Annotated in this window: 16 protein-coding genes; 6 read left to right on the forward strand and 10 right to left on the reverse strand. The window is 71.7% G+C overall.

Annotated features, from left to right (window positions below):
- Window positions 1-128: 128 nt before the first annotated feature.
- Window positions 129-671: a hypothetical protein gene (locus ACGFIW_RS25490; protein WP_393320445.1), complete on the forward strand. Its 543-nt coding sequence runs from the start codon at window positions 129-131 to the stop codon at window positions 669-671.
- Here the strand turns inward: ACGFIW_RS25490 and ACGFIW_RS25495 are convergent.
- From ACGFIW_RS25495 to ACGFIW_RS25505, 3 genes are all read right to left on the reverse strand, one after another.
- The gene (locus tag ACGFIW_RS25495; protein ID WP_393320448.1) at window positions 660-1,268 is read right to left on the reverse strand and encodes a lactate utilization protein C; all 609 of its coding nucleotides are present in this window, start codon (window positions 1,266-1,268) and stop codon (window positions 660-662) included. The genes ACGFIW_RS25490 and ACGFIW_RS25495 overlap by 12 nt on opposite strands.
- Complete coding sequence (locus ACGFIW_RS25500; RefSeq protein ID WP_393320451.1) at window positions 1,265-2,644, reverse strand: lactate utilization protein B; 1,380 nt, start codon at window positions 2,642-2,644, stop codon at window positions 1,265-1,267. The genes ACGFIW_RS25495 and ACGFIW_RS25500 overlap by 4 nt, the downstream gene beginning before the upstream one ends.
- Window positions 2,645-2,706: 62 nt before the next feature.
- Window positions 2,707-3,417: a (Fe-S)-binding protein gene (locus ACGFIW_RS25505; protein WP_393320454.1), complete on the reverse strand. Its 711-nt coding sequence runs from the start codon at window positions 3,415-3,417 to the stop codon at window positions 2,707-2,709.
- Between the two features lie 106 nt (window positions 3,418-3,523).
- On the opposite strand from ACGFIW_RS25505, the gene ACGFIW_RS25510 reads away from it, so the two are divergent.
- The 4 genes from ACGFIW_RS25510 (at window position 3,524) to ACGFIW_RS25525 (ending at window position 7,651) form a co-directional block, all read left to right on the forward strand.
- Window positions 3,524-4,363, forward strand: a complete 840-nt coding sequence (locus ACGFIW_RS25510) for a fumarylacetoacetate hydrolase family protein (RefSeq protein ID WP_393320457.1) — start codon at window positions 3,524-3,526, stop codon at window positions 4,361-4,363.
- A 45-nt stretch (window positions 4,364-4,408) separates the two neighbouring features.
- Window positions 4,409-5,206 carry an SDR family NAD(P)-dependent oxidoreductase gene (locus tag ACGFIW_RS25515; protein ID WP_393320460.1) on the forward strand — a complete coding sequence of 266 codons (798 nt, stop codon included), beginning with the start codon at window positions 4,409-4,411 and terminating at the stop codon, window positions 5,204-5,206.
- A gap of 33 nt (window positions 5,207-5,239) precedes the next feature.
- Window positions 5,240-6,148 carry a hypothetical protein gene (locus tag ACGFIW_RS25520; protein ID WP_393320463.1) on the forward strand — a complete coding sequence of 303 codons (909 nt, stop codon included), beginning with the start codon at window positions 5,240-5,242 and terminating at the stop codon, window positions 6,146-6,148.
- A 177-nt stretch (window positions 6,149-6,325) separates the two neighbouring features.
- On the forward strand, window positions 6,326-7,651 hold the full coding sequence (locus ACGFIW_RS25525; protein ID WP_393320853.1) for a carbohydrate-binding domain-containing protein: 1,326 nt from the start codon (window positions 6,326-6,328) through the stop codon (window positions 7,649-7,651).
- A gap of 53 nt (window positions 7,652-7,704) precedes the next feature.
- Here ACGFIW_RS25525 and ACGFIW_RS25530 read toward each other — a convergent pair whose 3' ends face one another.
- The 6 genes from ACGFIW_RS25530 to ACGFIW_RS25555 form a co-directional block, all read right to left on the reverse strand.
- Window positions 7,705-9,528, reverse strand: a complete 1,824-nt coding sequence (locus ACGFIW_RS25530; RefSeq protein ID WP_393320466.1) for an ATP-binding protein — start codon at window positions 9,526-9,528, stop codon at window positions 7,705-7,707.
- Window positions 9,525-10,226, reverse strand: coding sequence for a response regulator (locus tag ACGFIW_RS25535; RefSeq protein WP_393320469.1), 702 nt, complete (start codon window positions 10,224-10,226; stop codon window positions 9,525-9,527). Before ACGFIW_RS25535 ends, ACGFIW_RS25530 begins: the two co-directional genes overlap by 4 nt.
- A 73-nt stretch (window positions 10,227-10,299) precedes the next feature.
- Window positions 10,300-11,529: an ABC transporter permease gene (locus tag ACGFIW_RS25540; protein WP_393320472.1), complete on the reverse strand. Its 1,230-nt coding sequence runs from the start codon at window positions 11,527-11,529 to the stop codon at window positions 10,300-10,302.
- Entirely contained in the window at window positions 11,526-12,215 is a 690-nt protein-coding gene (locus tag ACGFIW_RS25545; RefSeq protein WP_393320475.1) for an ABC transporter ATP-binding protein, read from the reverse strand. The genes ACGFIW_RS25540 and ACGFIW_RS25545 overlap by 4 nt, the downstream gene beginning before the upstream one ends.
- Complete coding sequence (locus ACGFIW_RS25550) at window positions 12,212-13,444, reverse strand: efflux RND transporter periplasmic adaptor subunit (protein ID WP_393320478.1); 1,233 nt, start codon at window positions 13,442-13,444, stop codon at window positions 12,212-12,214. Before ACGFIW_RS25550 ends, ACGFIW_RS25545 begins: the two co-directional genes overlap by 4 nt.
- A 6-nt stretch (window positions 13,445-13,450) precedes the next feature.
- A complete protein-coding gene (locus ACGFIW_RS25555) occupies window positions 13,451-14,035 on the reverse strand; it encodes a hypothetical protein (RefSeq protein ID WP_393320480.1) in 585 nt (194 codons plus the stop codon).
- A gap of 188 nt (window positions 14,036-14,223) precedes the next feature.
- Here ACGFIW_RS25555 and ACGFIW_RS25560 point away from each other — a divergent pair, with 188 nt between their 5' ends.
- On the forward strand, window positions 14,224-14,802 hold the full coding sequence (locus ACGFIW_RS25560; RefSeq protein WP_393320492.1) for a sigma-70 family RNA polymerase sigma factor: 579 nt from the start codon (window positions 14,224-14,226) through the stop codon (window positions 14,800-14,802).
- Window positions 14,803-14,883: 81 nt separating this feature from the next.
- On the opposite strand, the gene ACGFIW_RS25565 is transcribed toward ACGFIW_RS25560, so the two are convergent.
- Window positions 14,884-20,373, reverse strand: a complete 5,490-nt coding sequence (locus ACGFIW_RS25565) for a carboxyl transferase domain-containing protein (protein ID WP_393320495.1) — start codon at window positions 20,371-20,373, stop codon at window positions 14,884-14,886.
- Window positions 20,374-20,648: the final 275 nt, after the last annotated feature.

Genomic DNA, 20,648 nt, shown 5'->3' on the forward strand with positions numbered 1-20,648 from the left:
GGAGTCGTTTGTCGGGTGGGCGCGGCGCCGCAACCGTTGATCATCACGTTGGCACAGTTGCCAGTCTTTGGCAATTACCAAGAATGCGCGTCATGGCGGCGACCGACTGTTGTTCACGTCGTGGCCCGGTGCCGAACGTCCATCCGGAGCAGCCCGTTTCCGCGCGTTCCGACCGCGTCCTGCTCGACGGTGCCGTGGACTACCGCGCGACGGATCCGGGGGTGATCGCGTCGTCCGAGCTGTGCACGGCGTGCCTGCTCAGGCAGGTCACCGTGGTCGACGGCACGCGTGCCTGTCTCGGCGCGGTCGCCGAGTCGGCAGCCCTGGCGAGAATCGGTGCCACGGTCGACTACACCTGCCCCGGGCCGGTCGACACGGTCACCGTCGCGGTGCGGACGCTCACCGACCTCAACCCCGCGTACCGTGCGGCGGCCACCGGCCCGGACGGACAACGCGCGGTGTACGGCGCAGGGGAGGACTCGCACGACTGGATTCTCGATGGCACTCCGGCCGTGGTCAGCACCCGCCGTGGCAGCGGTGCCGCCGTCCCGCCGGGCCTGCCGGGGATCGGGGCCGCGACCCTCGTCGGCGGGGCACTGGTGATCGCGGCCGCGGTGCTGCTGGTGTCGCGGCGACGGCGACGACTGCGGGCCGTGGCGTCACGCCCCTGAGGTGCCGCCGACCAGGACGACCTCCAGCCGGCGTGGGCCGTGCACACCCTCGACCCGGTTCAGTTCGATGTCGCTCGTCGCCGACGGGCCCGAGATCCAGGTCTGCGGTGCGCGCAGGTCGAGTCGGGTCAGCGCCTCCGGGAGTAGGCCCACGACCTGGTCGGCGCGGACGACGCAGATGTGCCGGTCGGGCACCAGGGTGAGCGCGCGTCGTCCCTGCGTCGGGCCGGCGTCGAGGATGATGGTGCCGGTGTCGGCGACCGCCACGGCGCAACCGGTGAGGACCGCGTCCATGGTGTCGAGCACGGCCGGTGTCAGCGGGGGAGCGTCGCGGTGCACCTGCCCGGAGTGGCCGACCAGCCAGTCGGCGGGGACGTCGGTGGGCACGGCGAGCCGGTCGACCTCCGCCAGCAGGGCGGCCAGGGCGGCGAACCCGCTGTGGACGGTTGCCCGGTAGTCCACCAGCCGGTCGACGAGGACCTCGACCAGGTCGGGGCGGTCGTCGGCCCGGCGGTACCGGCGGGGCACCGGCACGGCCGGCGGGTCGTCGGCCAGGGCGCTGCGCAGCCGCGCCAGGATCTCGTCACGGGCGCTCACTGCTGCTCCCACCACTCGCGGAAGGTCTGCGGCGCGGGCAGCGGCAGGTCCCGCGAGCGGGTCCACGCCGACGCGGGCCAGGGCAGCCGGCGCAGCGTCCGGGAGCCGGTGCGCCTTTCGCGGTACGCGCCGAGCGGTCCCGCGCCGGTGCGGGCCAGTCGCAGGGCGGCGGCCCAGCGCCGAGGGCTGCGCATCAACCAGGACAGGACGCGCATGGCGGCCCGTTCCGCCACTGGGTGCGGGGCCTGCTGGCGGAGGTGGACCAGGATCTCCGGAATGTTGATCTTCACCGGGCAGGCGTCGTAGCAGGCTCCGCAGAGCGTCGACGCGTACGGCAGGGAGGCGTTGTCGGCCACGCCGGTCAGTTGCGGCGACAGGATCGCCCCGATCGGGCCGGGATACACCGAGCCGTACGCGTGCCCGCCGGCCCGCTCGTACACCGGGCAGACGTTCAGGCACGCGGAGCAGCGGATGCAGGACAGCGCCGGCCGCCCGACCGGGTCGGCGAGCACCGCGGAGCGGCCATTGTCGACGAGCACGACGTGCACGTCCTGCGGGCCGTCCCCGGGGGTGACGCCGGTCCACATCGAGGTGTACGGGTTCATCCGCTCGCCGGTCGAGGAACGCGGCAGCAGTTGCAGGAAGACCTCCAGGTCGGTGAAGGTCGGCAGCAGCTTCTCGACGCCCACCACGCTGATCAGCGTCTCCGGCAGCGTGAGGCACATCCGCCCGTTGCCCTCGGACTCCACGACAACGAGCGTGCCGGTGTCGGCGATGGCGAAGTTGGCGCCGGACACGGCGACCCGGGCCGAGAGGAAACGCCGGCGCAGGTGTGTGCGGGCCGCCTCGGCCAGGGCGGCCGGCTCGTCGCTGAGGTCGGCCGGCGCGTCCGGCATGTGCTGCTTGAAGATCTCCTGGATCTGGGTCCGGTTGTAGTGGATCGCCGGCACCAGGATGTGCGAGGGGGTGTCGTCGCCGAACTGCACGATCAGCTCCGCCAGATCGGTCTCGTACGCGGCGATCCCGGCCGCCGCCAGGGCCTCGTTGAGCTCGATCTCCTGGGTGGCCATCGACTTGACCTTCACCACCTCGTCGGCCCCGGTGGCCCGGGTCAGCTCGACCACGATCCGGCAGGCCTCGGCCGCGTCCCGGGCCCAGTGCACGGTGGCGCCGGCAGCGGTGGCGGACGCCTCGAACTGCTCCAGCAGCTCCGGTAACCGCCGTTGGACGTCCGCCTTGATCGCCGAGCCGGCGTCGCGCAGGGCCTCCCAGTCGGGCACCTCGTCGACCACGCGGGCGCGCTTGCCGCGGATGGTGCGGGTGGCCCGGTGCAGGTTGGCCCGCAGTTGCGTGTCGGCGACTGCCGGTTTCGCCATTGTGGGGAAGGGCAGTGGCGTGCGGATCCGGCCATCTCCGGTGGCCGGTGCGACCGGGCTGTTCACGAGGTGGCCCCGGTCGCGGCGAGGATCTCGGCGTAGTGCAGGGCCCGCACGCCCGACCGGTGCCGGGCGAGGCCACCCCCGATGTGGGCCAGGCAGGAGTTGTCGGCGGCGGCGAGCACCCGCGCCCCGCTCTCGCCGACGCGGGCGCACTTGTCGGTGAGCATCGCCGTGGAGACGTCCGGATTCTTCAGGGCGAACGTGCCGCCGAAGCCGCAACACTCCTCGGCGTCGCCAAGCTCGACCAACCGGATGCCACGCACCTCGCGCAGCAGTCGCAGCGGCCGGTCACCCAGCCGCAGCAGTCGCAGGCCGTGACAGGTGGGGTGGTAGGTGACCGTTTCCGGGAACTCGGCGCCGACGTCGGTGACGCCGAGGACGTCGACGAGCAACTCGGACAGCTCGTAGGTGCGGGCGGCCACCGACGTGGCGGGCGGGTGCAACCGCGGGTACTGGTCGCGGATCATCGCGGTGCACGACCCGGACGGCACGACGACGGCGTCGTAGGTGTCGAAGACGTCGACGTAGTGGCGCACCATCGGCATCGCCTCGGCCCGGTAGCCGGTGTTGGCGTGCATCTGCCCGCAACAGGTCTGGCCGGTCGGGAAGTCGACGGTGTGGCCGAGCCGCCGCAGGACGCGGGTGACCGCGATGCCGGTGGCCGGATAGGCGAGGTCGTTGACGCAGGTGATGAACAGGGCAATCCGCATGGCGGCGTCGACCCGCCTTGACTGTATTGGTGTGAGCGAGTACACACTGGCGAGCAAGATCCTATCGGAACCGGCTCTGCCGGCACCAGGCACCGGAGGATGGTTCGTGAGATTCATGCGCGTCGGCCCCGTCGGGCGGGAACGCCCCGTCCTGTTCGTCGACGGGCGACACTTCGACCTGTCGTCGCTGACCGCCGACATCGACGCGGAGTTCCTCGGCGGAGACGGCGTCCGGCGCGTCCGCGAGGCCACCGACCTGCCCGAGATCGACGTCACCGGTCAGCGGGTCGGCGCACCGGTCGCCCGTCCCGGTGTGGTCCTCTGCGTCGGGCAGAACTACGCCGCGCACGCCGCCGAGTCGGGCGCCGAGCCACCCACCGCCCCGATCATCTTCTACAAGGCGCCCAACACCGTCGTCGGCCCGTACGACGACGTCCTGATCCCGCGTGGCTCCGCGAAGACCGACTGGGAGGTGGAGCTGGCGGTGGTGATCGGCCATCGGGCCCGCTACCTCGCCTCGCCGGCCGACGCCGTCGCGCACATCGCCGGGTACGTGCTGTCCAACGACGTCTCCGAGCGCGACTTCCAGCTCGCCGTCTCCGGTGGCCAGTGGTCCAAGGGCAAGTCCTGCGAGACGTTCCAGCCGCTCGGCCCGTGGCTGGTCACCGCCGACGAGATCGACGACCCGCAGGCGCTGCGGCTGCGTTCCTGGGTCAACGGCGAGCCCCGCCAGGACTCCACCACGAAAGACATGATCTTCGACGTGGCGTACCTGGTCTGGCACCTGTCCCAGTACACGGTCCTGGAGCCGGGTGACGTCATCAACACCGGCACCCCGCAGGGTGTGGCGCTCTCCGGCCGCTTCCCGTACCTGGCCGCCGGTGACGTGATGGAGGTCGAGATCGACCGCCTCGGCCGGCAGCGCAACACGCTGCGCAACGCCTGACGGCGGTGCGTCGAATCGGAGGACTGCTCGGGAGAGGAGAGAAGTATGCGGTGTGACGGTCTCGTGGCGGTGGTGACCGGAGGTGGCTCGGGGATCGGCCACGCCTGTGTGCGGGCGTTCGTGGCGGCCGGCGCCCGGGTGGGCGTACTGGACCTGGACCTGTCGGGCCTCCCCGATGATCCGCACGTCCACGGCGTCCGGGCGGACGTGGCCGACCGGTCCTCCCTCGGTGCGGCCCTCGCCTCGGTCGCCGACACCTTCGGCGGCATCGACATCCTGGTCAACAACGCCGCCATCTCCGCCGTGGGCACGGTGGAGGACGACGACGACGAGGTGTGGAGCCGGGTGCTCGACGTCAACGTCTCCGGGGTGGCGCGCACGAGTGCCGTCGCGCTGCCGTACCTGCGCCGGTCGTCGGCCGCGGCGATCGTCAACATCTCCTCGATCGCGGCGACCGTCGGCCTGCCGAAACGTGCCCTGTACTCGGCGTCGAAGGGCGCCGTGCACGCCCTCACCCTGGCCATGGCCGCCGACCTGGTGGCGGAGGGGGTCCGGGTCAACTGTGTCGCCCCCGGCACCGTGGACACACCCTGGGTGGCCCGCCTGCTCGCCGGTGCGGACGATCCGGCGGCGGAGAAACGACACCTCGCGTCCCGCCAGCCGACGGGCCGCCTGGTGACCGCCGACGAGGTGGCCGCCGCCGTCGTCTATCTGGCGTCACCCTCCACCGCTTCGGTGACCGGGTCGTCACTGCCGGTGGATGGGGGCATGTCCGGCCTGCGGGTACCGGCCCGGGTCACCCCCGCACCCGCCCCCGCCGGGCCAGGAGCGGTCGTCTCCTGAGGGTGGCCGGCGGCCCGTGACATGATTGCGCCCATGGGGAAACAGCAGGACGTCGGCGAGCCCGACCGTCACAGCGGGTCCGACGTCACCGACCACCGTCCGATCGGTGGCGACGCTGACGCACGGCTCGCTCTCGCCCAGGACCCCGGCACGCCGCAGATGACACTCATCGACCTGGCCTCCGACCCGTCGGCCGTGGTCCGCAAGGCGGTCGCCGCTCGGGCCGACGCGCCCGCGCAGGCACTGCGCCCGCTGACCCGCGACCATGACCGTCAGGTCCGGGAGGCCGTGGCGAGGAACCCCTCGACCTCGATCGCCAACCTGATGCGTCTGGTCAAGGACGCCGACCGGTGGGTCCGGTGGGCGGTCGCCAGCAACCCGGCCTGTGACGAGTCGGTCCGCCGGGCCATGTCCGAGGCATCGGACAAGGAGCTTCGCGGTCTCCTCGCCGAGCGCCGGGTCCTGGACCCGGAGTTGGCCGCCAGGCTCGTCGACGACGTCTCCCCCGAGGTGCGGGAGCGACTCGCCACCCACACCCACGACCCGGAGGCGATCACCGCCCTGCTGGCCGATCGCACCGCACGCGTGCGCAAGGGGGTGGCCCGCAACCCGCGGACCACCGCCGCGCAGCGCAGCGCGCTCGCCGCGGACCCGGTGGTCGACGTCCGTGCCGCGCTGGTGCGCGCGGTCGAGCTGGGTGAGGCGGACCTGGCGCTGCTGCTCGACGACCGCTCGGTCCAGGTCCGCCTGGCCCTGGCGACGAGCGAGATCGTGCCGGCGCACATCCGGCAGGCCCTCACCCGTGATCCCGACGAGATGGTGGCCAGCGCGGCCCGGGACTTCCGCCCGGGGTCCGGCAACTCCTCGGCGGTGCGGGCTCCCCGCATCGCTCACCGGCCGTCCACCGCCCGCGCGGGTCGACGCGGCGGCACCTCGCGGTAGGGCGGCGGCGTCGCTCGCCTCCCCGGGGAGTGCAGCCCATGTACTCAGGATGGTTTCCAAACATTCACATGTGTCGCCCCGATCCTCTCTAGGCTGCGAATGTCCAGTTCTTGGGCGTATGTCGGCAGGAGAGGACCAGCGGTGCTTATCAGGAGATCCAGGTCAGGGCTCGTGGCGATGGCCGCGGCGGTGACGCTCGCCGTGGCGGGGGCACCATTCGTCGGCGGTACGGCGCACGCCGCCGAACCCTCCCAGTTCAGCGTCGTGGGCGGTGCGATCCGACCGGCGACCGGCACTCCGGTGCCCGCCTCCGGAACGCACGCGTCGCTGTGGAGCAATTCCCACTACGCCACCACGAGCGTCAACGGCTCCGGGCGGGTGCTGATCGGGGCCATCGGTGACAACTGCCAGGGCTGGCCGACCGTACGGGTGAGCGTCGACGGCGTCAGTGTCGGCCAGACCACCATCGTCAGCGCGACCAGTTACGGCACGTACCCGGTCGGCGCGGCGGTCGACGCCGGCCAACACACCGTGCAGATCCAGTTCGTCAACGATTTCCGGGACGACGCCTGCGACCGCAACGTCCACATCGCGTACGCGCGGATGGAGACCGCCGGCGTCACCGACACGAAGTTCAGCTTCGCCGTCCTGCCGGACACCCAGCAGGAGGTGCTCAACGCCAGCGACACCCGCTTCCTCAACCGCACCAACTGGCTGGTGCAGAACCGGTCCGCGCTGGACCTGCGCTTCGTGACCTCCTCCGGTGACGTGGTCAACTGGGACACCCCGGACCACGCGCAGTACGGCATCGCCCGCAACGCGATGCGGCCGATCGAGAACGCCGCCATCCCGTACGCGCTGGCCCTCGGCAACCACGACACCCAGGCCACCGGCCCCGGCGGCTCGGCCCGCGACCCCGCCCGCACCCGGGAACTCCTGCGCGACACCACCGTGTTCAACAGGTACTTCACCGTGAGCCAGTACCGGGCGGTCACGGGGCAGTTCGAGGCTGGCAAGGTCGACAACTCGTACTCGACCTTCGAGGCCGGCGGCGTGCGGTGGCTGGTGCTGACCCTGGAGCTGTGGCCCCGGGTCGCGGCCGTGAACTGGGCCAGGAACGTCGTCGCCGCCAACCCCCGGCACAACGTCATAGTCGTCACCCACGACTACATCGACGGCAACGGCGCCATCGAGCAGAGCGCCGGCTACGGCGAGACCAGCCCGCAGTATCTGTTCGACAACCTGGTCAAGCGGTACGCCAACATCCGGTTCGTCTTCTCCGGTCACACCGGCATCGCCGGCAACCGGGTCGACACCGGGGTCAACGGCAACAAGATCTACTCGTTCCTCCAGACGTTCCACTCCAACAGCACCAACCCGGTCCGCCTGGTCGAGGTCGACACCGCGGCCAACTCGCTGCGGACCTGGATCTACGCGCCGCACGACAACCGGTCGTTCACCGAGTACGACAGGTCGTTCACCGGTATCGGGGTGGTCCGCTGACGCGTACCCCGGTCAGTGCCGTGGTCTCGGCGGTTGCCGGCGGCGCCGCCGTTTCATCCGCCGAGGCCCGGCAGCCGGATGGTGAAGAGCGTGCCCCGGCCCACTTCGCTCCGCACCTCGATCGTGCCACCGTGTGCCTCGGTCAGGTGGCGCGCGATGGCCAGGCCGAGGCCACTGCCGCCGGTCACCCGGCTGCGCGACTCGTCGGCCCGCCAGAAACGGTCGAAGATCTTCGGCAGGTCGGCCGGGGAGATGCCGCTGCCGGTGTCGCGTACGGAGATGGTCGTGCCGTCCGCGCCGACCGTGACCGAGCCGCCGGGCGGGGTGTGACGGATGGCGTTCGAGATCAGGTTGCCGACCACCTGTCGCAGGCGCACCTGATCGGCCTGTACCACCGGGTCCGACACGACGCTGAGTTCCAGGCGTACCCCGGCCGCGAGCGCGTTGCCCCGGTGGCTGTCGACCACGTGCGTGAGCACGTCCCGCAGGTAGGTCGGTTCCGGGTCGATCCGCAGCGTGCCCGCGTCGGCGGCCGCCAGGTCGCCGAGGTCGTCGATGATGTGTTGGAGCAGCAGCGCCTCCTCGTGCAGCAGCGCCAGCAGTTGGGCGTCGGTCGGGGCCAGGTCGTCCTGCGCCGCCTCCAACCAGGTACGGATGTTGCTCAGTGGCGTACGCAGTTCGTGTGCCACGTCGTTGACCATGGTGCGGCGTTGCGCCTCGGCCCGTTCCCGGCGTTGCGCGGAGTCGTTGAGGGCACGCGCCAACCGGCCGATCTCGTCGCGACCGGACACCGGGGCGGGCGTGCGCTGTTCGGCCGCGTCGGCGAGGGTGCGCAGTGGCCGCACCAGGCGCCGGCCGACAAGCACGGTCGCCGCGACGGTGGCGAGCAGGACCGCGCCGGTGACCGCCACGATTCGTCCGATGCTGCCGCCGGACAGGCGCAGCGTGGTGTGGCCGGTGCCCGGGGCGGTGACGAACAGCAGCGCGCGGGGCGCCACGTACGGCCGCAGTTGGGTCCTGCGCCCCGACTCGACGCAGCCCCGCACGACGCCGACCGGCCCGGCCGGTTCGAGCAGCGACGGCGGCTTCACGGCGATCTTCTCGTGCGCGGTCCGGACCACCGCCGATTCGCCCAGATAGGCATCGAAGGTCGGCGTGATGCGCAGCTCGGAGGCGCGGTCGCCGAGGCTGAGACAGCGGGCGGTCAGGGTGGTCAGCGTCTCCAGTGCCTTCTTCTCGGCGGCACTGACCAGGCTGTCGAGCGCGAACCCGCAGCTCTCGGTCACGGACCGGGTCAGGGGCCGCTCGGCCTCGGCGCGGACGTTGGTGAGCACGACGCTCGGGCGGCCGGTCTTCGCGACCTCGATGACACCGTCGTAGCCCACCTTGTTGAAGCAGGCCAGGCTGTTCTTGGCCACCTCGCCCAGCACGTACCGGTCGTCGGTCGGCACGACGTAGGGCCCGACGGCCCGCTCGTCGATGTGCTCGTCGCCGCCGGTCAGGCCCAGGTCGACCTGGAGCGGATCCACCACGGCCGCGGGGCTGGTGTTGCGCAGCGCCGGCCCGTCCTGCGAGTCGAGGATGACCCGGTGGTCGTCGGTGGTGAGCGTGATGCGGCGACCCAGCTCGGCGGCGCGCGACCGCACCAGGGCGGCGGCCCCGGACCAGTCGTGGTGGGTGGCCGCGTAACCGAGTAGCGCCTGGTAGACGTCCTTCTGGTCGGCGACCGCGCCACCCTGCTCGTAGTTGATCGCGCGGGTGGTGGTCGTCGCCGCCAGCCAGGCGGTGGCCGAGATCGCGGCCAGCGCGATCACCACGGCGGCGACAAGCAGCCGGGTCACCAGGCTGTGCCGCAGCGGCACCTGGTCCCTGTTCACGGTGTCGGGCCCAGCGCCAACTTGTAGCCCACCCCGTGCACGGTGAGCAACTGCCGGGGTCGTCTCGGGTCGGTCTCGATCTTGCGGCGCAGGTTCACCACGTGTACGTCGATGGTGCGCTCGGTCGAGCTGCGGTCCAGGCCGCGGGTGTGGTGCAGGAGCTGCGCTCGGGTGAAGACCCGGTCCGGCTGCTCGGACATGGCGGCCAGGATGGCGAACTCGCCACGGGTGCACTCGATCCGCTCGCCGTCGACGGTCACGTGGTGCCCGACCGGATCGACGCTGATCCGACCGATCTGCCGGATGCTCCGCCCGGTGGGCTCGGGAGCGCCCCGGGCCGCGCGGCGCAGCAGGGTACGGGTGCGGGCCACCAACTCCCGCGGGCTGAACGGCTTGGTCAGGTAGTCGTCGGCGCCGAGTTCCAGGCCGAGCAGCAGGTCACTCTCGGTGCTGCGCGCGGTGAGCATGAGCACCAGGACGTCGGACTCCTGCCGCAACGTGCGGCAGACCTGCAAGCCGTCCAGCCCCGGCATCATCACGTCCAGGATCACCAGGTCGGGCCGGTCCCGGCGGGCGGCGTCCAGCGCCGCCCGCCCGTCGTGCACCACGATCGTCTCGTGGCCGGCAGCCACGAGATAGCGGCGGATCCCCTCCGCGTGCCGCGGATCGTCGTCAGCGACCAAGACCATCGCACACATGCCGGCGATGATAGGCCGGCGATCCGGCACCGAACCGATTCCAGACCCGACCTGACAGATTCCTAACGACTGCTCAGACGCTGGACAGTGACTCGGTGGGGTCGAGCGAGGCCGCCCGCATCGCCGGGTAGACCCCGGCCAACACCCCGATGGTCAGCGCGCCCCCCAGCCCGACGGCGGCCATCGTCGGTGGGATGGTCACCGGCCAGTGTTGGAGGGTGGCGTAGCCGGCGACGGCCACCGCGCCGGTCAGCACTCCGGCCGCTCCGCCGAGCGCCGACAGCACGATCGACTCGGTCACGAACTGGATGCGTACCTGGCCCCGGTTCGCGCCCAGGGCCCGACGTAGGCCGATCTCACGGCGTCGCTCCAGCACCGAGATGTACATCGTGTTGGCCACCCCGATGCCACCGACGAGCAACGCGATCCCGGCCAGCCCGAGCAGCAGCGAGCTGAAGGTCTGCCGCACGGCCTGCTTGGCGGCGAGCCCGTCCGAGGGACGACTGACCTGCACGTCGCCGGGATGCTCCGGGTTCGCCGTGGCGGCCAGCACCTGGCGTACCGCCACCACCTGGGCGTCGGTGGTCTGCACATAGATCCGGGTCGGGTGCCCGTCGAAGCGCAGCCAGCGGTTGGCCGCCTCCCAGCCGATCATCGCGGAGCGGTCGATCTCGGGTGCGAGTGGCACCGGGTCGAGGATGCCGATCACGCTGAACCGCTGCCCGCCGAGGTGGACCTGGAGCGGCTGGGAGAGGTCGACGGTGGCGAAGCCGAGCCGCTGGGCGGCGACCGAGCCGAGGACCACCGTCGGCAGGCGTTCCATCGCGGGATCCAGGAAACGGCCGGAGCGTACCCGGCCGTCGATCGCCGCGAGCAGGTTCGTCCTGGTGGCGACGACCGCGATGGCGTTGTAGTCCCCGGCGCCGGTCCGGTCGGAGCGGGCGACGTTCAGCCCGAAGTCGGCTGTCGCGCTCGCCACCGTCACCGGCGCGATCCGGGACACCATGTCCACCGACTCGACGGGCAGCTTGACCGGTGGCTCGCGGTTGGGCGCCGGTGTGACCTGCAGCCGGTTGGTGCCCAGGGCGGCCAGTTTCTCCTCCAGTGCCCGCTGGCTCGACGCGGGGATCCCGGTGACCAGGATCAGGGTGGCGATGCCGATGGCGATGCCGAGCGCCGACAGGGCCGCGCGCGCCGTGCGCGTCCGGATGCCGAGCAGACCCAGACCGATCAGGTCGGCCGGGGCCAGCCGGACCGGCGCGGCGTCCCGGTCCACCCTCGCCTCGTGACGGGTACGCCTCATGCCGGCCCACCGCCCGCCGCGGAGTCGGACACCAGGCGGCCGTCCAGGATGCGGAGCTGCCGCGGCACCCGGGCGGCCACCTCGTGATCGTGGGTGATCAGCGCGATCGTGGTCCCGTCCCGGTTCAGCTCGGTCAGCAGGTCCAGCACGGCCGATCCGGTGGCCACGTCGAGCGCCCCGGTCGGTTCGTCGGCCAACACCAGCGCGGGCCGGTTGACGAGCGCCCGGGCGATTGCCACCCGTTGGCGTTCACCGCCCGAGAGCGCCTGCGGGTGGTGGTCGGCGCGGTGGGCCAGACCGACCCGTTCCAGTGCCGCCAGGGCCAGCGCCCGGCGGTGCCGGCGGTGTACGCCGGCGTAGAGCAGCCCGGTCGCGACGTTCTCGGTCGCGGTCAACCCGTCGGTGAGATGGAACTGCTGGAACACGAAGCCCAGCCACCGGCCGCGCAGGCTGGACAGTTGCCGGTCGGACATGGTCGTGACGTCCCGCCCGCCGATCAGCACCCGGCCCTCGGTGGGCCGGTCCAGCGTGCCCATGATGTTGAGCAGGGTGGACTTTCCCGACCCGGACGGCCCCAGGATGGCCACGAACTCGCCGGTGGCGATCCGCAACGAGACGTCGCGCAGTGCCGTCACGTCCTCGCCGTAGCGCCGGGTGGCACTGTCGATCTCCAACACGGCGGTCACGACGTCGTCACCACCTTGGTGCCGGCGGTGATGCCCGTACCGCTGATCTGCACCATGCCGTCGGCGAACAGGCCCACCTTCACCGCGGTCAGGGCACCGTCGGAGATCTGTACGCCGTAACCGCCACCGCTGAGCGCGAGCAGTGCGCCGACCGGGACGGCCAGTACGTCGTGTTCGGTGGTGCCGGTGAACCGGACCTCGACGGTGGCCGAGCTGATGTTCTGGATCGCCGAGGCGTCGTCCACCGCGACGACGACCTGCACCTTCGGGCCCTCCGAGCCGGGGTTGCCGTCGTCGGACTGGGCGGCCTGGACGTTGCTGCTCACCGAGGTGATGGTGCCGCTGGTGGGTGAGCTGTCCGGAAGAGTGATCTGCACCTTCTGCCCCGCACGGAGGTCGTCGGCCCGGCTGGCGTCGATCTCGACGGTGACCGCCTTGGCCTGATCGCTGATCGCCATCAGGTTGCCGGTGGCGTCGTCGCCGAGCTGGGCCGAGGCCGTGCCCACCCGCACCGCCCCGGGCAGCACCAGGATGTCGCCGAGTGTCACGGTGCCGGTGGCCGGACGTACCCCCTTGGTCGTCTGCCAGCGTTTCACGGCGTCCTTGAGCGATCGGGTGAAGACGGCGTCCTGGCTGGTCACGACGGTCTGGTAGGTCCCGGTGCCGGAGGCCGTCGGCGTCGAACCCGGCTTGTTGGCCCCTCCGTTCGTACCCTGGTCGTTCGCACCCGGGTCGTTCGCACCCGGCTTGTTCGCGGCCGGTGGCGGTCCGCCCTGGACGGTCACCCGGGTCCCGGGTGCGGGTTGGGACCCGATCCGGTAGCCGAGCGCCCGGAGGTTGTCGGCCAGCACCTTGACGTCGCGGCCGACCATGCCGACCACGTCGATGTCGCGGAACATCGGCGACGACCCGTAGAAGAGGATCACCGGGCGGTCACCGGAGCGGTACATGATGTCGCCGCGGGCGATGGTGCTGCCGGACGGGGGCAACCAGGTGAGCACCCCGGGCGCGACACCCCGCAGGGTGCGCTGCTTGCGATAGCCGACCGTGCCGCTCTCGGCCCAGTAGTCGGAGAGGTCGGTCCGAATCACCTCGGCCGTGGCCACCCTGGCCGCAGCCGGCTGCGCGGCCGGAGAGTCGTCGCCGGGGCCGACGTGGACGGCGTAGGCTACGCCGCCCAGCGCGAGCGCACCGCACGTGATGGTGATGATGAGGGGTTTCGTCCGCACGGTCGGCTACCTCTGCGTGAAGGCCGAGATCTCGCACTGACGCTGGATCTCCATCCCCGCGTCGCTGTTGGCCTTCTCGAGGTTGGCCTTGGTCTCCGGCGCGACCCAGATGGTGGCGTTGTCGGTGCCCCCCTGCCGGATCTCCATCGACAGACCCTGGTCCCGGAGGCACTGCAGTTGCTCGCGCAGGTCGTCGGCGAAATTCGGGTTCTGGTGCGGGTCGAGCTCCGGCGGGCCCAGCGGCTCCTTGTCGGCGCACGCGTCCACGGCCGGCTGGTACTTCTTCTCGTCCATCTTGTAGCTGAGAAGCGGGCCGCCGTTCTCGCCCTTCCCCGGCGCCGACGGCACACCGTGCTGCGTCCAGCAGGCGTAGTAGACCTGGTAGAGGCGGTCGATCTCCTGCTTGCTCGCGCCGAGGGGGAGTTGGCGGTCGGCGGCGTTGCTCGAAGCGGCCGGGCCGGCACTCGCCGACGAGGTCGCACCCGGGACCGCGGCCACCTGCGGCTCCGACGCCTTCGGGTCGTCGCCACAGGCCGCGAGCGACAACAGCAGGACCGCCAAACCGGTGATCTTCACATTCGCTTTGTGCATGCGAGCCAGCCTGATCGCCGCATGTCAGCTATTTGTTAGCTCTGCACGCCGTTTTCGCACAGGTGCGGTCAGGTCCCGGGAACTTTCCCGGGCCGGCCACCGACCACCAGAGTGCGCGGCTGAGCGGCGCGATCCGACGACGGCAACTCGGCATGGAGGAGCGCCCGTGGCACCCAGGACGGTGGTCTGTGCGCAACGGCGCCGCTGACGACGACCAGGTGACCCGGTGGGCGCAGGAGGCGGGCCGGGGCGACCGGCAGGCCGCCACCGCGTTCGTCCGGGCCCTACAGGATCAGGTCCGGCGGTTCCTGTCGCACCTGGCCGGGCCGGCTGAGGCCGACGACCTGACCCAGGAGACGTTTCTGCGGGCGTTTCGCAACCTGCCCGGCTTCGCCGGCCGGTCGTCGGCGCGTACCTGGGTGTTCACCATCGCGCGACGCGTTGCCGTGGATCACGTCCGTACGGCGGTCGCCCGGCCACGGTTGGCCGCGGTGCCGGACTGGCAGGCGGCGGCCGAGGCCGCCGGAGCGATCACCACCGGCGCCGACGAGGGCGTGACCCTCCAGCAGGTGATCGCCGGCCTGAGCCCGGAGCGTCGCGAGGCGTTCGTCGCCACGCAGGTGCTCGGCCTGTCCTACGCCGAGGCGGCGGACGTCTGCGGTTGCCCGGTCGGCACCATCCGTTCCCGGGTGGCCCGGGCCCGCGAGGATCTTGTCGCCGCCTGGCAGGCCGAGGGCGGCCCGACCCGCGAGCAGCGAACCGGCTGACGGCGGATCGCGCAGACATGGCGGTAATCGACCGGGGGCCAGCCTGATCAGGCTGGCCCCCGGTCGTCGCCACTCCCGGCGTTAGCCCAGGCGGGCCTCGATGGCCTCGATGATGCGCGGACGCAGCTCGGCGGCGCGGATGACGGCGTCCACCGAGCCGACCTCGACGGCGCGTTGGATGTTGTGCACCCGGTCGAACTCCGTTGCCACCTCGCCGACCTTCTCGGCGCGCACCGACGAGCGCAGCTCGTCGAGTTCGGCGGTCAGCGCGGCGCGTTCGGTGCCGGCGGCGGCCGCGGCGCGGGCCTCCAGATCCCGCACCCGGGGGTCGGCCGCCGTGCGGGCGTTGACGTCGGCGGAGAACACCACCGCGGCGGCGGGAGCGCCACCGAGCACCGAGGCGAACGAGCCCTCCAACGCGAGCACCGTCATGTTCGGGTTCAGCGCCTTGGAGAACACCACGAACGCACCGCCGTGGTAGCGCGAGATCACGCAGAAGACGATGGGCCCCCGGAAGTTGACGATCGCCCGGCCGATCTCGGCGCCGTACTCCAGTTGCAGCTTGCGCATCGACTCCGGTGAGCCGTCGAAGCCGGACAGGTTCGCCAGGACCACGAGGGGCCGGTTGCCGCTGGCCGCGTTGATCGCCCGCGCGGCCTTCTTCGACGAGCGGGGGAACAGCGTGCCCGCCGTGTAGGTGTCCGGGCCGTCGGTGGGCGGGAAACCGTGCCGTGGCACCGACCGGGACTCGATGCCGAGCAGGCAGACCGGGATGCCGCCGAGGTGGATGTCCTGCACGACCGCGGTGTCCGCGTCCGCCATGCCCGCCCAACGCTCCAGCACCGGGTGGTCCTGGTCGGCCAGGGCGCGCATCACCGTACGGATGTCGAACGGCTTCTTGCGGTCCGGGTTGTGCTCGACGGAGAAGATCTCCCCGACGGTGCCGAAGGCGCTGCCCGCCACGTCGTGCGGGAAGCCGGAGATGTCGCGGTCGGCGGGGTCGGTGGTGACCGCCCGCCGGGGCGCCGCCTCGCCGGGCGCGACGTACGTGTGGTCGTAGTGCGCCATCACCACGTCCCGCGCGGCGGTCAGGTTCGGCGCCCAGTACTGCGCCTGCCCGTTCGGGCCCATCACCCGGTCGTAGCCGCCGATGCCGAAGTTGTCCTCGGCGGACACGCCGCCGGAGAAGTCGAGCGACTGCTTGCCGGTGAGCACCATCGCCGAGTCGGGTGTCATCACCAGGATGCCCTTGGTGTGCATGAGCATCGTGGCCTCGGCGTTCCAGTACGGCTGCGCGCCGACGTTGATGCCCGCGACCACGATGTTGATCTCACCGCCGGCCTGGGTGAACTCGACGATCCGCTTGAGCGCCGCGGCCACCCAGTCCATGTTCTCCGTACCGGAGGTCATGGAGATCCGGGCACCCGCGGACAGCGCCCACCACTCCAGCGGCACGTTCATCCGCTCCGCCAGGTCCAGAGCGGCGATCACGCGACGGCACTCGGGCTCGGACAGGGCACCCAGGGACTTCGTCGGGTCGCCGAGCAGCACCACCCGGGTGACGCCCTGCGGGTGCCGCTCGGTGGGGGTCGTGACCACTCCGGCGACGATGGCGGCGCTGTTGCGTCCCTTCGGCCGGTCCACCGGCACCAACGCGTGGTCGGCGTCGAGGTCGTGCTCGACGAAGGCACCGAGCCGGCCGGTCAGCTCGTACGGGTACACGGTGTTGCGGCTGCTGGCGCGCAGCACCTTGAGCCGGTACTCGTCCAGCGGCTCGATCGGCTCGACCGGCGGCTCACCGACGGCCAACTCCGCGCCGCCCGCGGCGTCGAACGTGATCCGTACGGCGATCTTGGTCAGCTCGCCGGTCCGGCGGTCGCGCTGCCGCGCGATGAACAGGATCTCCTCCAGTCCGGCACCCACCGTCGTCGGGCGGACGCGCCCGGCGATCATCTCCATCTCCTCGCGGGTCAGCTCGCTCGGCGGCCAGACGTAGACCACGATCCGGTTGGTGTTGAAGCGGGTCTTCGACGGTCGCCGCGACTGGGCGCGGCGGATCGAGTCGAGGCAGGCGGCGATGGCGTCCTCGGTCGTCGGCAGCGCCACCAGGCGGCCGTCCTGCTCGCGAAGCTCGGTCAGGTCACGCACCTGCGCGAACGCGACGAGACGGTCATCCGCCCGGTTGTCCCGCGCCACGCACTGGAAGAGGTAGACCTCCTCGTCCGTCGCCGGCAGCCGGGTCAGGTCGAACTTGTGCAGCCGCTCCAACTGCATCCGCTGCGCGATGTACGGGTGCAGGCCGCGGATCAGCCGGTCCTCGGTCAGCTCCGTGCCCGACGGGCGGAAGGTGAAGTGGTGGTGCATGACCGCCCCGCCGCGACCCGCGACGGTGGTGGTGACCCGCCGCACCTGGGGCGGCAGTGGGTGCGCGGCGATGACCTCGGCCAGCGCCGCCGCCATCGCGTCGAAGTCCTCCGGCTGGTTCTCCCAGCCGAGGTAGATGTCGGCGTCGACGGAGTCCTCGTCGGTGGCCAACTCGGCCAACCCGCGCAGCGCGCTGCCCAACGCGTCGAAGCGCACCGCGGCGGAGACGACACTGGAGTCGGCCCGCTCGGCGACGACGAACGTGCAGCCCGCGACCTCGTGCGTGCGCACGCTGGTGAGGGCCTTGTTGCCGTAGTACCGCCGGGTCAGCACCTCCAGCATGACCGCGTTGTCGAGGTGGTCACGGACGAGCCGCTGGCCGAGCAGCCGGACAAGTGGTTCGGTGCTGCGGACCATCTCGGCGACGCGCTCGGCGCGGTCCGTGGCGTCCGGGTGGGCGTCCAGGTGCCGTAGGTGCCCACGGACCCCGGCGTAGACGCGGGCGCGGTTGCGGCGCAGCAGCGGCTGGGCGAACCAGGCGAACACCACGCCACGGGCGAGGTCCGCGATCGCGGGGAAGCGGACCTGCGTCGCGGCGATCAGCCGCTCCAGCGCGAGACCGGCGGGCTCGCGCAGTGCCTTGTCCGGCGGGGATTCCCGCAGCCAGGCGCGCAGCAGCGTCGCGATCACCGTGGCGTCGGCGGACGCGCGTTGCTGGGCGAGGAAGATCCGGAAGACGGCCGCCTCGAGGGCGGGGGAGCGTTCCAGGTCGGTGACACCGTAGTGGCCGAGCGCCTTGGCGAGCTTGGCCTGGAAGGCGTCCGGCACCCCGGCCCGCTCGACGTCGAGGCTCTGTAGGTAGGTGTGGAAGTACTCGCGGGCGCTGTGCACGTGCGCGGCGCCGCCGTCCTCGCCGGTCGGCCGGTTACGACTCAGCTCGGCGAGGTCGGCGAACACCTCGACGAGGTCGAGCTCGGCGGCCAGGGGCCGCTGGCTCGTCGCCGCGCCCGAGGACCGCGGAGCGGCCTCGGTGGCGGCCCGTCGGGCGGTGAGGTAGTCGTCGAGCACCCGCCGGTCGTCGTGCGGGTCGACGTCGAAGCCGAGCAGCAGACCGCGCAGGTCCTCCTGACCGCGCCTGCTGCGCTCGTACGCCGGCACGTCCTCGGCGGCGGTGGGCAGGTCCAGTTCGACAGCCTCGGCGGTCGGGTCGGCCGCGGTCTCGCCGGCCTCGTCCGCGAGCGGCTCCAGGCGCAGCAACGGCGCGCCCGCCTCCACCTGGCTGCCCACCGAGACGGCGCACTCCTTCAGCCGCGCCTTGAACGGCGCCCGCAGCACCGTCTCCATCTTCATCGCTTCCAGCACCAGCACGGGTGCGCCCGCCTCGACCTCGGCGCCGATCTCCAGCGGCGTGGCGACGACGAGCGCGGGCATCGGGGAGCGCAGGACGCCGCCCTCGTCGCGGCTGACCCGGTGCGTGACGCCGTCCACCTCGACCAGGTGGGTCGGCCCGTACGTGCCGGTGAGCAGGCGGTACCGGATGCCGTTGACGACGATCTGGCCGGTGTGCCGGTCGAAGCGGTCCAGCTCGACGTCGGCGGTGCGCACGACGGGGCCCGCCTCGATGCCGACGCGGAACCGGTGCGCGCCGACCCGGGCCACGCGCGTGCGGTAGCTGACGCCGCGCAACTTGAGGTCCAACGGGCGGCCGCTGGCGTGCTGCACCTGCGGGCGTCCACCGGACGCCGTGGACAGCAGCCGCTGCCGCTCGATGCGCTCGTCCTCCTCGTACGCCTCGATGGCGGCGGCGGCCAGCGCGACCGCGGAGTGCCGGTGCGTGACGAGCCGGCCCTCGCCGCGGACGCGGTCGATCCAGCCGGTGTCCGCGCTGGCGTCGATCACCTCGGGCTGGTCGAGCAGGTCGAGCACGAAGCTCTTGTTCGTCGCGCCACCCTCGATGATCACCGTGGTGTTCGCCATCGCCCGACGTAGCTTGCCGAGCGCCTCGTCACGATCGCGGCCGTACGCGATGATCTTCGCGATCATCGAGTCGAAGTCGGCCGGGATGGTGTCGCCCTCGCTGACGCCGGTGTCCACCCGGATGCCGGGGCCGCTGGGCAGGTCCAGCCGCGCGATGCGCCCCGGCGACGGCGCGAAGTCACGGTCGGGGTCCTCGGCGTTGAGTCGCGCCTCGATGGCGTGCCCGCGTTCGGCGGGGGGCGAACCCTCCAGCCGCCCGCCCGACGCGACGTGCAGTTGCGCCTTGACCAGGTCGAACCCGGTGGTCAACTCGGTGATCGGGTGCTCGACCTGGAGACGGGTGTTTACCTCGAGGAACGCGAACAGCCGGTCGCCGGGGTGGTACAGGAACTCGACGGTCGCCGCGCCCCGGTAACCGACAGCGATGGCCAGTCGCTCGGCCGACGTCTTGAGCTCGGCGGCCTGCGCCGGGTCGAGCACCGGCGACGCGGACTCCTCGATGACCTTCTGGTTGCGTCGCTGCACCGAGCAGTCGCGGACACCGAGCGCCCACGCTGTGCCCTGCCCGTCGGCGATCACCTGGACCTCGACGTGCCGAGCGCCGGTGACCAGGCGCTCCAGGAACACGATGCCGCTACCGAACGCCCGCGCCGCCTCCTGGCTGGTCCGCTCGTACGCGTCGACCAGCTCGGCCTCGCTGCGGACCACGCGGATGCCGCGCCCGCCGCCGCCCGCGGTCGCCTTCAACATCAGCGGGTAGCCGATCTCGGCCGCCGCCGCCCGGGCGGCGTCCAGGGTCTCGACGGCGCCGCGGCTCCACGGCGCGACCGGCACGCCGACCTGCTCCGCGATCAGCTTCGAGCCGATCTTGTCGCCGAGTTGGCGCATGGCGTCCGGGCTCGGCCCGACGAACGTGACACCGATCTTCTCGCACAGCTCGGCGAACGCCGGATCCTCGGCGACGAAACCCCAGCCGACCCACGCGGCGTCGGCGCCGGTCTCGGTCAGGGCACGCTCCAGCACCGCGAGGTTGAGGTACGGGCGGGCGGATGCCGGACCGAGGTCGTAGGCGATGTCCGCCTCGCGGACGAAGGTGGCGGTGCGGTCGACGTCGGTGTAGAGAGCGACGGTTTCGAGCTGTCTGCCGGTTTCCGCAGCCAGCTCGCGGACCGCGTGGATGAGCCGCATGGCGGCTTCACCTCGGTTGACGATGGCGACACGGTTGAACACCCGACTGACCCCTTAACTAGACCTCGAACTGCGTGCCGCGAGACGACGGCTCCCAGCAGTGATCACCCTTCCGTCTGGCGGCGGCCAGCGCTATGGCGCAACCACCGAACCAACAGTCCCTCCGTTGTAGGAAGTGCACAAAAGTTTTTGGCTGTCGCACGTCGGCGATCGACGAGCCCGGCGGTCGGGTCCAGCGTAATAACCTATTTCTCAGATAGGGATGATTGGTTAACCGGTCGTCCCTATGGTCATGGGCAACCGTGATCCGGAGGTGC

The sequence above is a fragment of the Micromonospora sp. NPDC048935 genome, assembly GCF_043197875.1.
Classification (GTDB): domain Bacteria; phylum Actinomycetota; class Actinomycetes; order Mycobacteriales; family Micromonosporaceae; genus Micromonospora.